Genomic DNA, 13654 nt, shown 5'->3' with positions numbered 1-13654 from the left:
AATCGAGATCGCGCCAATGCGCCGTTTGATGCTGCTGCGTCACGCCAAGACCGAACACGATGCGCCTTCGGGCCATGACCACGACCGCCGACTCGACGAGCGCGGACGGCGGGATGCCGTCGCTATCGGAACCTGGATCGGCCGGCATCCGCCTTTTCCCGACGCAGTTCTGGTTTCGACCGCGGTGCGGGCGCGGCAGACCTGGGAAATCGCACGCGACGCGATTAAGGATGCAGTGCGGGAACGGCCGCCGAAGCCACAGGTCGAACTGCTCGATGAACTCTACGGCGCTGAGCCGACGCGGCTCCTGCGGATCATCCGCATGGCCGAGGTCACCGACCCCGCGCGCCTGATGCTGGTCGGCCACAATCCCGGCATGCATGAGCTGGCGCTGATGCTCGCCGGCAGCGGCGACGCGGCGGCGAAGAAGGCGCTCGAGGACAATCTGCCGACCGCGGGACTGGCGATCCTCGACTTTGCCACCGAGGACTGGAGCGAGGTGGCGTTCCGCCGCGGCAAGCTCGTGCGCTTCACCAGCCCGAAATTGCTGAAGCAGGCGCTGGACGATTGAGGTGCGCGGACATCCAGGCTCTCCCGTGCTAAACTCGCCACGATGCAGTTTTCGAGCGAATTAAGAACAAGTTCGCGTAAAAGAAAGCGCGTCAAAACAAAGGGCTGGAGTCGGGTTCTGACAAATCAGAACCGGACAGGTTGCAGCGGGAGGCTCAGATGTTCAAGTCGATTCTCGTGCCGATCGATCTGGCTGATACCGATCTGGCCAAGCCCGCGATCGCGACCGCCGCAACGCTGTCGCAAACCTGGAGCGGCTCGGTACGATTGCTCAATGTGTTGCCGATGACGCCAGTGATGCTGGCGGAATACGTACCGGCCGATTTTGACGTCCAGCAGCGCGCGACCTCGGAGGAAGCGCTCGCGATCGTGGCACAGGAATCCGGCATCGAGGCGCCGCGCATTTCCACCGCAGTGCGGAAAGGCGGCATCTATCACGAGATCCTTGAAGAAGCGGCGGCGGTCAAGGCCGACCTGATCGTGATGACCTCGCACCGGCCGGCGATGCGGACCTATTTTCTCGGCTCCAACGCCGGCCATGTGGTGCGCTATGCCAAGTGCTCGGTGCTGGTGGTCCGCCATTAGGCCACCTGAGTACCGCGCGATTCTGGTGGCCCTTCCACCCGTGCAGGACCAGCGCGAGAAGAGACGTCAGCGCCAGCACGGTTCCAAGCCCGATGGCCGGGTCGCTGGAGAGGATCGCCGCGAGCGAGGCGCCACATGCGGCCCCAGCCATTTGGGAGAAGCCGAACAAGGCTGCCGCCAGGCCGGCCTTACTACCGAATGGCGACAGCGCGGCCGCACTCGACAGCGGGCTCGCGATTCCCATCCCGAACAGAAAGAGCGAAGCGGCGACGAGAAACGGCAGCAGCGAGTTCCTCGCGACCAGAGCCGCGAGAAGCAGCGCGACACCTCCTATAACGACCGATACCAGGCCGACCAACGTCGCATGATAGGAACCGAACCGTGCCGAAAGTCTCGGCGCCAGCATACCTGCTCCAAACACCAGGAAAACAACGGCTGCATACAGCAGACCCAGCATAACCGGGGACAAGCCGAAGCCTTCGAGAAATATCCGTGGCGCGCCTGAGACAACGGCGTACAGGCCGGCCATCAAGAGACCTGCAGTCCTGGCAGGCGCAACGAACCGCGCGTCTCGAAGCAGGCCGAGATAGGAACCGGCAATGTCGAGCGGATGCAGGGAACTGTCGGAGGCCACCTTGGTTTCGCCGACGAATATCGCATACGCCGCCCCGGCGCAGATCGCGAAAATCGCGACAAAAGCAAATTCCGAGCGCCAGCCGAAAAGATGATCAAGCGCGCTGCCGACGAGCGGTGAGAACCCTGGGGCAGCGGCCGTTGCGATCGTGATCGATGCCATCACCTTTGCCAGCGCCTGGCCATCGAACAGATCCCGGGCGATGGCGCGCGAGAGCACGGCAGCCGTGCATGCGCCACAAGCTTGCAGCGATCGGCCAACCAGGAGGCCCAGCAGATCGCCCGCAAACGCGCACCAGATCGTTCCGAGCACGAAAATGCAGAGCCCGATCAGGATAGGCATTTGCCGTCCAAGTCGGTCCGACAACGGGCCCACAATCAACTGTCCGACGGCAAAAATCGCCAGAAAAACCGTAATGGTCGAAGTGACGGCCGCGCTGGAAACGCGCAGATCGGCCGCGATCACCGGCAGCGAGGGCAGAAAGATATTCGTCGAAAGAATTCCCGTAGCTGCAAATGCACAAATCACTGCCCTGGGGGCTATTGCTGGTCGCTGCCTGGGCGCGATCGCAGGCAATTTGCTCAGAACGACTTCGATGCTCATGGCTTGCGTGCCTTCCGCCGATCGGGACGCTGGCCACCCTGAACAATTGATTGTTGGGTGTCGTCCTACGAATGCCGGAGAAACTTGCAAATCATCAACATCCGGGCCCAGCCGAACGTCGCGCTTAGTCGGTCAGAGGTGTCGCATATCCTGCAACGAGCTTGACGAGATCGGCCTGACGCGCGGTGCCCGTCTTTTCGAACAGACGGCTGACATGCGTCCTGATCGTGGTATCGGCAACACCGAATGCGATCGCGACTTCCGGAATACCGCCGACTTCGACGATCGCCAGCAACACGCGAAGTTCGGTCGGCGTCAGCTTGAACGCGCTGCCGATGGCTTGAGGCGCGGACGAGACCGCCAAGGCCGCCTTGCGAACGAACAAGGCCGCGGCAGCGGTATGGACAACACCGGCGCGGCGGCGTGCGCCCGAGGTCAGCGGCAGTGCATGGGCGACATAGCGCTCGCCATCGCTTCCGATCAGAGGAACGGCGATCCCCTTGTTGCCGAGCGCCGCATCGCCCTGCCCTGCAGCCGCAAAGACGTCTCGCAAGGCGCGGTCGACCTGCGCATCATTGGCTGCCAGCCGCCCGCCCACCGAGCTCAGAATGTCGCTGGTGCCGAGAATGGCGTTGCCGGCGGCATTGGCGTGAATGAGGCGTCCTGCCGCATCGACGAGATACATGCCCGCACCAAGCCCGTCGAGCGCATCGACGAACGTCGCCAACTCCGCCGCCTTGAACTCGAACAGCCGCCCGATCAACACGGCGCGCCTGATATGCGGGGCGATCAGCCTCATCTGCCGGCGCGCGTAGTCGTCGACCATGCCGTTTCGCTTGTGGCGGAACACTCCGAAGATGGCTGAGCTGATCACCGTCCTGTCGAGGACCGCGCTCAGGAAATCAACCAGGCCCTGAGGCTCGGCCCATTGTCGATAAAAGTCGGTCTGAGCATAGTCTGCGAAAGGCATCAGATCGGTGGTGGCAATCGGCACTTCGAGATCGCCGAGAAAGTGCCCCTCCGCAGCCGAATAGATCTGTCGAAAGAGGGCAACGGGCAACGGCCGCTCAAAGCCAACGCTGTGCGGTATCGCGGCGTGCGGCACTCCGACGTCCTTGCAGAAAAGTCCGGCGCCGGAGCCGCCGACAAAAAGGGCGACCCTTTCGAGGGTGCGCTGCCAAAGCGATGGATCAATGGCGGCATCATAAACGATGCCAATCAGGTCACTGAGCTGTTGCTGATTATGGAAAGCGCCTTCGGAGACCGACCGCAGATGTGACACTGTGTTCATTCCGAAACGCTTCCCGGTGCAGGCGTCATGATGCGCGCTTGCGTACTTGCGATGATCCGGGCTCATCGTCGCCTCAAATTATATTGATCCGGTCGCCGGGAATAACAGCCATCCTCCGAATGGAGGATGGCTGTTGGGGCTCAGGCCAATCGCGGTGCCGCGGCGCATCATTACGATCGCGCCTTACCGGCGCGGGATGGCCTGCCCCCGTCAGAAGGCCACACGAATTCCTCCCCTGGCAGTCCCGATGCGGCTCTGGTCGGACATCGCAACGCCTTCCACGGCGCCGAACAGAGCGACGTTCTTGGCGGTGTGGTAGTCGAAGCCGGCGCCGAACACCGCGCCCATCGTACTGCCCTTGCCCGGTGTCGCGAACGAAAGCCCCTGCCCGATCAGCACCGTGTTGACGGTGGTGTCGCCGACGCGTTGCTGCGCGATCACGCCGCCATGGACACTGGTCTTCAGGCTGTGATCGCCGCCGAAGAAGCTCGTCGTCTTCGACACTTCGAGTTGGCCGCGCTCCTCGAAATTCTGCAGGGTGCGGCTGCCCACCGTCAGCCCCTGCGCCGAACCCGTCTCGGAGTAGCCATCGAAGAAGCCCGCGACATAGCGCACGCGCGCCGTGGGCGTCAGCACATAGCCGTTGCCGATCTGGTAGCGCATGCCATAGGCCAGTTCCGGACTGATGAACCAGCCGTCGTATCGCGCCTTCGCCGTCTCCGCAGCACCGTTGTTCAACACCAGCCGGTCCGACTTGTTGGAGGAGCTGCCGCCCTGCACCGTGAAATCGAAGAACTGAGCGGCCCATTCGAAGCGGCTGTAGGCGCCGGCGAACAAATAATCGGTATCGACATGCTGCGAGCCGAGATCGACCGACAGCCGTCCCGAGCCGCCGCCGATGAAGGCGCCGACCAGCCAATCCGGCCGCACCCTGCGGTCGATGCCCAAGGCGCTGCTCCAGGCGGTGTTGGTGGCGCGCAAGGTGGCGCTGGTCTCGTCCTGGGTGCGCTGACCGCCGAAACTATTGGCCCATACCGTGATCGGCGCAGCGTTGCTCCAGCCGGCAGCGCTGGGAGCCTTGACGAAGCGCCCGGCATCGGTGCTCTCCGGCGCGTATGCCATCGCCATCATCGATCCGTTCGCCGACGGCGGCGCACCGTTCAGCCGGCCCTGCACCAGCGACGACACGCCGCCGGTGAAATCCATCACCGCGCGATCGGCCAGCGCCAGCGCGGTCGGATCGAGGGTTGCGAGCGTCGTCCCGGCCGAGACCGCCGGATTGTTGTTGCCGGTGGAGAAGCTGGTGTTGAGGACACCGGTGAAATTTATGAAAGTTGGAAGCGCCACTGACGTCAGTGACGACACCCGGGTTTTGGGCGCGCTGATCGCAACGTTAACGATGTCGTCGCCAAAACCCATGTCGACCACGCCGACGATGCGCGAACCGGTCCGCAATGTCAGCGTGTCGGCGGCGGAGGTCAGCTTGATTGCGGTACCGCCAGTGCCGACGATGCTACCGGAATTGTCGATGGTGCTGCCGTTACCAAAGGAAAGGATGCCAACGTCGCCCGACACCGTGCCGGAATTGGCTATCGTGCCCCGGTCAACAAGGATGCCGCTAAGCGCTCCCGAAATGCTGCCGGAATTGGTGATGGTCGCAGCGTGTGCCGCCACACCGAACCTGCCTCCCGCAATCGAGCCGGAATTGATGCCCTTGACGTTGTCACCGAAAACAGCCGATTCGCCGCCAGACATGGCGCCCGAGTTGACGAGATCGATATTGTTCGCGCTGATCGCTCTATTGCTGCCGGAGATATTGCCGGAATTAGTGAGGTTGACGACGCCGGCCGAGAGCGCGATGTCGCGCGAGATGATGCTACCGGAATTGGTGACGTCGATCCTGCCATTACCGCCGTTTCCGGCGGCGATGCCGAATACGCCACCGGAGATGATGCCGCCGTTGTTCACGGTCGTGCGCGTGAAGGCGGTGATGCCGCTGTTCCCGCCCGAGATGGTGCCGGAATTCGCCACGTTGGCGACGTCGCCTCCCCGAATGCCGGTGCCGTCTACAGCCGTGGCCTCGATGGTGCCCGCGTTCTCTACACTGGCGACACGGGCGGAAATGCCGAACTGCCCACCCGAGATGGTGCCGCGGCCGGCATTGTTCACGCTAGCGGTATCACCCTCGATGGCGGCGCTGCTTGCTCCCGCGATCGTGCCGGAGTTGTTCACGTTCAGGGAACCGAGGGAGACAACGCCCCCACGAGCACCCGCAATGATGCCGGTGTTGCGCGTCACGTTGATGTTGCCGCCATCGCGACTGACACTGACAATGCCAAAATTGTTGCCTGAGATGGTGCCGGCATTCGCTACGTTCGCGAGCGTCGTGACGTCGATGCCAGCGAATCCGCCCGAAATGGTGCCGGCGTTAGCCACATCCGCGAAGGTGAAAGTCCTGATGCCCGCCAGCCCACCCGAAATGGCGCCCGAGTTGTTCACAACGGCGGTGGCAGCCGCGATGCCGTCCGCGTTGGCCGAGATTGTGCCCGTATTGACTACCTCGGCATTGGCAGCACCGATCCCGATGCCGACACCGTTTGTGCCCGGCGCCAAGATACTGCCGGCATTGTTCACCCGGGCGGTTTCGGCATTGATCCCAATCGCCCCACCCGAAATCGTGCCGGTAACCCTATTAATGGTATCGGCGAAGGTGGCGCTAATGCCGATACCGCTGACGCCGGTCGCCGTTATCGCGCCAGCATTGTCCACCTTGGCGGTGACAGCGCGGATGCCCTGCACCTCACCCGAGATGGTGCCGGTCGACCTGTTGATCACGTCGCCGAAGGTATTCGCAAGGATGCCGGCGCCGTCTGTGCGCGTCGCCAATATCGAACCGGCATTATCTACTTTGGCAGTACCGGCGGCGATGCCCGCTTCCTCGGCCAATATGGTACCGGAGTTCGTCACGGTGGCGGGGCCCACGGCAATGATACCGGCTGTAGCGGCAATAGTGCCGAAATTATTAACCGTGCCGTCGTTAAATACCAAGCCAATGTCGGTTCCGGCCACCAGGCCACCAGACAGGACGTTGATGGTGTTGCCGCTGTCGGTAAAGCTGCCGTAACCGTCAAAGCCATTTGCATTGGTCGTCGTCCCGGTACAGGTGACGGTGACATTGCTGGCCGGCGATGCCGGATCGCACGCGGCCTCGGCGCGGTCCACCGGTGCGGCCAGGGCAATCAACGGCGCCAGCCCGATTGCGTGTCGCAGCATAGAATGGGGTTGAGCCAACAATTTCATTTCCATCTCCAGATTCGTTCGATTTCGCGCTGATCGTTGGGGTACCGATCGCGCACGAAGTCCGCGTCCTACGAACCTGGGAGATGATGACCCGCTTCATTTCTATTCGGGGTAGTGAGCTATTTTAGCCACGCTGCGTGATCACGCGTTGCGCGGTACGCGATCCGACAAACAATTTCGGCCCGGTCGATCGACCGGGCCGGCTGGTCTTCATAGCAGTCGATCGAAGCGCGCCTTTGCCGTTGCGAGATGCTCCGCAGCCTCTCAGAACGCGACGCGAATGCCGCCCCTGGCAGTCCCGATGCGGCTCTGGTCGGACATTGCAATGCCTTCCACGGCGCCGAACAGCGCGACGTTTTTGGCGGTGTGGTAATCGAAGCCGGCGCCGAACACCGCGCCCACCGTGCTGCCACTGCCGGGAGCCGCGAACGAAAGCCCCTGCCCGATCAGCACCGTGTTGACGGTGGTATCGCCGACGCGCTGCTGCGCGATCACGCCGCCATGCACGCTGGTCTTCAGGCTGTGATCGCCGCCGAAGAAGCTTGTCGTCTTCGACACTTCGAGCTGGCCGCGCTCCTCGAAATTCTGCAGCGTGCGGCTGCCGACCGTCAGCCCCTGGGCGGAACCTGTCTCGGAATAGCCGTCGAAGAAGCCCGCGACATAGCGCACGCGCGCCGTCGGCGTCAGCACATAGCCATTGCCGATCTGATAGCGCATGCCGTAAGCGAGTTCCGGGCTGATGAACCAGCCGTCATACGTCGCTCTTGCCGTCTCCGCAGCACCGTTGTTCAGCACCAGCCGATCCGACTTGTTGGTCGAGCTGCCGCCCTGCACCGTGAAATCGAAGAACTGCGAGGCCCATTCGAAGCGGCTGTAGCCGCCGGCGAACAGGTAGTCGGTGTCGACGCGCTGCGAGCCGAGATCGACCGACAGCCGTCCCGAGCCGCCGCCGATGAAGGCGCCGACCAGCCAGTCCGACCGTATCCTGCGGTCGATGCCCATGGCGCTGCTCCAGGCGGTGTTGGTGGCGCGCAAGGTGGCCGCCGTTTCGTCCTGGGTGCGCTGACCGCCGAAGCTATTGGCCCACACCGTGATCGGCGCGGCACCGCTCCAGCCGGAAGCGCTGGGAGCCTTGACGAAGCGCCCGGTATCGCTGCCGTCCGCTGCGTAAGCCATCGCCATCATCGACCCGTTCGCCGAAGGCGGCACGCCGTTCAGACGCCCCTGCACCAGCGACGACACGCCGCCGGCGAAATCCATCAGCGCGCGGTCGGCCAGTGCGAGCGCAGTGGGATCCAGCGTGGCGAGCGTGGTCCCGGCCGAGACCGCCGGATTGCTGTTGCCCGTCGAGAAGCTGGTGTTGAGGACGCCGGTGAAATTGATGAAAGTCGGAAGCGCCACTGACGTCAGCGACGACACCCTGGTCTTGGGCGCGCTGACCGCAACGTTGACGACGTCGTTGCCAAAACCCATGTCGACCACGCCGACGATGCGCGAACCGGTCCGCAATGTCAGCGTGTCGGCGGCGGAGGTCAGCTTGATTGCGGTACCGCCAGTGCCGACGATGCTACCGGAATTGTCGATGGTGCTTCCTTTGGTGAAGGTTGTCCGGACGCCGATATCGCCCGAGATGGTACCGGAATTGGTAATGGCAGCACTAGCCGCAAAGATGCCGGTCTCCGCTCCCGATATGCTGCCGGAGTTGGCGACAATCGAATCTCCCGCGTCCATCCCGAATCTACCTCCGGCGATCCTACCCAAATTCACGATGTTGACGTTACCACCCAGAATGGCGGATTCGCCGCCCGACATGACACCCGAATTGACGAGATTGATATCGTTCGCGCTGATCGCTCTGTTGCTGCCGGAGATATTGCCGGAATTGTTGACGTTGATGGTGCCGGACGCGAGAGCGATGTCGCGCGAGGTGACGCTGCCGGAATTGGTGAGGTCGATCGTGCCATTACCGCCGTTTCCGGCCGCGATGCCGAACACACCGCCGGAGATCATACCGCCGTTTCGCACAGTCGCGCGCGTGAAGGCGGTGATGCCGGCGTTCCCTCCCGAGATGGAGCCGGAATTGATGACATCCGCGGTGGCTTGAGCGCGGATACCTTTGCCGCTCACATTCTCGCCCGATATGTTGCCTGCATTATTTACCCTAGTGGCGCCGGCGCTGACGCCGGCGTCATTTCCTAAAATGATGCCAGAATTGTTCACCGTGGCATCTGCGGCGCTAATCGCGATTCCGCCCGCAATCGTCGCGCGGATCAGGCCGGTGCTTGAATTGGTTACATCGACCGCGCTCCCGCTGCTGATCGCTTGTGTGATACCGAAGAGGTTGCCCGAATTAATCACCTTGTCCGGGCTACCGCCGATGGCCTCCACGCCCGTAATCGTGCCTGTGTTGTTGATGGCACCACCGGAAAATCGCACGGTCTGGCCAAACGATGAGATCAGGCCGTCGTTATTGATAGTGCCGTCGACAACAGCAATCGCAGATGTTCCTCCGAATATCCTGCCTGTCGCGAAGTTGTTGATAGTAGCACTAGTGATGGCATTGATGCCGATACCGGCCGCATCGGTCGCTGCAATGCGGCCCGCATTGTCGATCCTGACGGTGGCGGCTTCGATGCCAGCGTGAAAACCAGAGATGTTGCCGCTAACCCCGTTGGCCACATTGACCTCGGCATCAGACCGAATGCCAAACGCTGCAAGCCCAACAATGTCGCCTGTATTGGCAACGTTAAGAGATTTGAGGCTTGATATACCGTCGATATCGCCCCTGATGGTGCCGGTGTTGGAGATTTCGCCGATTCCGCCGTCCCTAAGAAAACTGACACCGGCACCTCCGCCCGAGATAGTGCCCGCATTAGACACCTTGGCTTGATCGACAATCAGAACACCATCACTACCGGTGATGGTGCCGCTTTGCGCGTTCGTCACCTCGCCGCTTTGCAGTTCAACGCCGACTCGCAGTCCGGAGATAATCCCAGAGTTGTTTACAGCCCCTAACAATGCCCCAAAAATTCCGCTGGAGCCTCCCGCAATGGATCCGGAATTGTTGACGGTTCCGCGGCTAAACGTCAGGCCATGGCGCGTTCCTGTCACCGAGGCGCCGGAAGCGACGTTGATGGTGTTGCCGGTATCGGTATCCGTGCCATAACCGTCGGTACCGTTGGCGTTAGTCGTGGTACCCGCGCAGGTGATGGTGGAATTGTTGACCGGCGACGTCGGATCACATGCCGCCTGAGCGCGATCGAACGCCGCGATTGGCGCGACCAGCGGCGCCAGCGCGATGGCGTGCCGCAACATAAGGTGGCTTGCGCGTAACAAGGTCATTTCCATCTCCAGATTCGCTCGGTTCCGTTGCGTTGATCGTTCACGTACCGATCGCGCACGAAGTCGGCGTCCTACGAACCTAGGAGACGGCCACGGGTCTTCATTCTATTCTGGGTAGTGGGATATTTTAGCCACGCATGCGCCATTGAACGCCGCCCGGGAGGCTCGCTCGGTTCAACGGAGCGGCGCACGACGCAAGTCGGCCCGATCGATTGACCGGGCCGTTGGCATTGCAGATCGATGAAGCCGAACGCGTCTCACATCATTCGCCCGTACATCGGATCGATGACGCCGCGCACGGCCGATTCGATTTGGCTGCGCTCGACACCGATGTCGCGAAGCGCGCGATCGTCCAGCTCACTCAACGTTTTGATGGCCTCGCGGTGCGCAAAATGAGTAACGATGCCGTTCACCCAGCGTCCGAGCAGGCCGAAAAATCCGACCGGGCCCTTCCGGGAAGCAGGCTGACCCGCCGTCTGGGATATCGTCGTCATCGTTCTTCTCCTTGCTTGCGAACGGCAAAGCGCTGCCGCCGGCGCAAACGCCGTCTAAGCGCCTGCACCTATTGAGTTCTGATTGCTTGCACCCCTCTCAGTGCAATCATGGGCTTGATGGGTCCAAAATGATCCGATACCTTTCTCGGTGCAAGGAAAACATTGCTCTCGGTGCAATAATGTCGAAGTTCGAGTACTTAAAGCTTGCCGATACCGTCGCCGCCGAGATCGCCAACGGCGCGCTCAAGCCCGGCGATCGCCTGCCGCCGCAGCGCAGCTTCGCCTATCAGCGCAAGATCGCGGTCTCGACCGCGAGCCGCGTCTATACCGAGTTGTTGCGCCGTGGCCTGGTGGTCGGCGAAGTCGGACGCGGCACGTTCGTGTCTGGCGAGACGCGCCGCGGCATCGCCATGCCGGCCGAGCCGCGCGGCGCGCGTATCGATCTGGAAGTGAACTACCCGATACTGCCGACGCAATCGGCGATGATCGCAAGAAGCCTTGCAGGGCTGGAACGCCCCGAGGTGCTCGATCTCGCGTTGCGGCACTCGACCACGGCAGGCACTCTTGCCGCGCGGACCATTTCCGCCGAGTTTCTCTCCCGCGAGGACTGGTCGCCGGCCCCCGATCAACTCGTCTTCACGGCGAACGGGCGGCAATGCATCGCCGCCGCTCTTGCGGCGGTGGTGCCGAGCGGCGGCCGCTGCGGCGTCGAGGCGCTGACCTATCCGTTCATCAAGGACATCGCCGTCAGGCTTGGCGTGACGCTGGTGCCGCTTGCGATGGATGAGAACGGCGTTCGCCCGGACGCCGTGCAGAAGGCTCACCGCGAAGCGCATTTGTCGGCGCTGTACGTTCAGCCGACGATACAAAACCCGCTCGGCATGACCATGCCAGCGGCGCGCCGCGCCGATTTGCTGCGCGTGGTCGAGAAGCTCGGCCTCACCGTCATTGAGGATACGGTCTACGGCTTTCTTGACGAAGAAACCCCGATGGCCGCGCTCGCGCCGGATAGCTGCATCACGCTCGACAGCCTGTCGAAGAAGGTGGCGCCCGGCCTTGCCCTCGGCTTCATCGTGTCGCCGCCGCGGCTGCGCGAACGCGTCATGTCCGCGGTTCGATCGGGCGGATGGACGGCTTCGGGATTTGCGTTTGCCGCCGGACAGCGGCTGATGGCAGATGGCACGGTAGCCGAGCTGTCACGCCTGAAACGCATCGATGCGGCACGGCGCCAGCAGATGGCGGCCAAATACCTGGCCGGATTCGATGTTCAGGCCAATGTCAAATCCTACCATCTCTGGCTGACCTTGCCCCAGCACTGGCGCTCGCAGACATTCGTCGCGGCCGCGGCCCGGCGCGACATCGCGTTGACGCCTTCGACCACCTTCGCGGTAAGTCCAGGACACGCCCCCAACGCGGTCCGCCTGGCGCTCGGCGCCCCCAGCACCGAACAGCTTGATCTGGCGCTGCGAACGTTGGCGGGAATGCTGACGGCGAAAGAAGATGTCGATACGACCGAGTAGAACTATCGGTCGCCTGCCGGGCTTGCCGGCCATTCCGCGATGAAGCCCCTCGCCTGGTACGGCTCGATCTTGTCCCATTCCTGGAGCATGCGGCGGCTGAATTCGGCGTCGGTGTGCCAGAGCGCCCGCGGCGTTGTGAAACTGTCGACCATGACCAGCATCTTCTCCACTTCCGGCCAGTGTCGGTGCAGCGTCATCGGATAGCGGCGCGCGGTCCAGGTATTACCGAGGCAGATCACGCTTCGGATGTTGGCAAGGCCGAGCGCAGCGTCGATGATCGGCAGCGAAAGAATCACGTTTTCGCCGGTGTTCATCGCGCGGTCCTCTCTCAGGATGATGTCGGCCGGAACGCCCCGCGCGATCATGGCGCCCGCAATGACCTCGCATTCCGACAGATCCAATCCCGGCGTCACGCCGCCGCTCACGATCGCCCAGCGAAAATATCCGTCGCGCCACAGCCTGCAGGCTTCATCGACGCGCTCCTCGACATCCTCGCGCGTTCCGAATACGAACAGCAGATCGGCCGGCCGTAACGGCGTCTCGATCAGATGCCGCGTGTTGATCGCGGCAATCTCGGCCTCAGTTGGCGATCGCCTGTTTCGATCCGTCACGGCAGTTCGTCTGATAGCGAAAACGGTCCGATCATCATGCCGTGCGTCACGCGTCCGGCGAAGTCACATTTCATTTCGCCGGATTGCGAGGCGCCGCCGGCAGCAACGTCTCGGGCAGCTCATCGAACGTGTAGAGCCGGGGCTTGTTGCGCCAGATGAAGCCGCCCATCTGCCATCCGAACAGGGCGGCGAACCCGACCAGAAACAAAGCGCCCGCGAATTCACCCGTAGCGACTGCGCGCGCGAGCAATCCTGCGATCGCGATCGCGACCAACGCCAATAGCAGACAGCCGCCGGCATAGGTCATCGGCCCGATGCCGCCGACCAACGCGACCGTGCCGCGCGCGGCCTTCAGGCGCGCATGCAATTGCTCGATAAAGGCGCGGTAATCGCGGTCCTGCGGCGTCATCAGCACGACCGTGTGCCAGCTTGTCGAAAAAGCGGTGATGCGCTGGCCGCTCTTGTGTTCGATGTCGGCGCGAAACCGGCGCGACTGCATCGACATTGGCCGGTAGGAGAGACGCACAGCCACGATATCGACGTACGGCCAGATCCCGGCCTTTCCCCTCGCCTGCCACGACAGCCCTTCATCCCTGAGTTCGAATTCATGCGCCGATCCGACCAGCGATGCCTTGTAAACATAGCGGGTTCCGGGCGTGCCCTCCCCTGCTGTCGTGGCCTGTTCCGTTAATGAAGGGGGCAAT

At 62.6% G+C, this 13654-nt stretch carries 9 protein-coding genes and 1 pseudogene; 3 read left to right on the top strand and 7 right to left on the bottom strand.

Translation table 11 applies throughout. From position 1 onward, the window contains the following. The first annotated feature begins 16 nt into the window (after nucleotides 1-16). Both V1278_RS16265 and V1278_RS16260 read left to right on the top strand, forming a co-directional pair. Nucleotides 17-571 (top strand): SixA phosphatase family protein, encoded by a 555-nt coding sequence (locus V1278_RS16265; RefSeq protein ID WP_334381526.1) that lies wholly within the window; start codon nucleotides 17-19, stop codon nucleotides 569-571. A 158-nt stretch (nucleotides 572-729) separates the two neighbouring features. Next, a complete protein-coding gene (locus V1278_RS16260; protein ID WP_334363751.1) occupies nucleotides 730-1155 on the top strand; it encodes a universal stress protein in 426 nt (141 codons plus the stop codon). 67 nt (nucleotides 1156-1222) lie between these two features. Here the strand turns inward: V1278_RS16260 and V1278_RS16255 are convergent. The 5 genes and pseudogenes from V1278_RS16255 to V1278_RS16235 all read right to left on the bottom strand — a co-directional run. Next, nucleotides 1223-2392: pseudogene (locus tag V1278_RS16255) on the bottom strand (multidrug effflux MFS transporter); the annotation flags it as partial. A 124-nt stretch (nucleotides 2393-2516) separates the two neighbouring features. After that, nucleotides 2517-3683 (bottom strand): helix-turn-helix transcriptional regulator, encoded by a 1167-nt coding sequence (locus V1278_RS16250; RefSeq protein WP_334381525.1) that lies wholly within the window; start codon nucleotides 3681-3683, stop codon nucleotides 2517-2519. 210 nt (nucleotides 3684-3893) lie between these two features. Beyond that, on the bottom strand, nucleotides 3894-6983 hold the full coding sequence (locus tag V1278_RS16245; RefSeq protein WP_334381524.1) for an autotransporter outer membrane beta-barrel domain-containing protein: 3090 nt from the start codon (nucleotides 6981-6983) through the stop codon (nucleotides 3894-3896). 264 nt (nucleotides 6984-7247) lie between these two features. Further along, the gene (locus tag V1278_RS16240; protein WP_334381522.1) at nucleotides 7248-10325 is read right to left on the bottom strand and encodes an autotransporter outer membrane beta-barrel domain-containing protein; all 3078 of its coding nucleotides are present in this window, start codon (nucleotides 10323-10325) and stop codon (nucleotides 7248-7250) included. 257 nt (nucleotides 10326-10582) lie between these two features. Next, nucleotides 10583-10819 (bottom strand): DUF1127 domain-containing protein, encoded by a 237-nt coding sequence (locus tag V1278_RS16235; protein ID WP_334381521.1) that lies wholly within the window; start codon nucleotides 10817-10819, stop codon nucleotides 10583-10585. Between the two features lie 179 nt (nucleotides 10820-10998). Between V1278_RS16235 and V1278_RS16230 the strand changes: the two genes are divergently transcribed. Beyond that, complete coding sequence (locus tag V1278_RS16230) at nucleotides 10999-12339, top strand: aminotransferase-like domain-containing protein (protein WP_334381520.1); 1341 nt, start codon at nucleotides 10999-11001, stop codon at nucleotides 12337-12339. A gap of 2 nt (nucleotides 12340-12341) precedes the next feature. Here V1278_RS16230 and V1278_RS16225 read toward each other — a convergent pair whose 3' ends face one another. After that, a complete protein-coding gene (locus V1278_RS16225; RefSeq protein ID WP_334381519.1) occupies nucleotides 12342-12950 on the bottom strand; it encodes a YdcF family protein in 609 nt (202 codons plus the stop codon). A gap of 70 nt (nucleotides 12951-13020) precedes the next feature. Further along, nucleotides 13021-13653, bottom strand: a complete 633-nt coding sequence (locus tag V1278_RS16220; protein WP_334363761.1) for a hypothetical protein — start codon at nucleotides 13651-13653, stop codon at nucleotides 13021-13023. Between the last annotated feature and the right edge of the window lies 1 nt (nucleotide 13654).

This window comes from Bradyrhizobium sp. AZCC 1577 (genome assembly GCF_036924575.1).
Lineage (GTDB): Bacteria > Pseudomonadota > Alphaproteobacteria > Rhizobiales > Xanthobacteraceae > Bradyrhizobium.
Note: the sequence above shows the minus strand (reverse complement) of the source record. Positions and strands in the feature narration are given on the sequence as shown.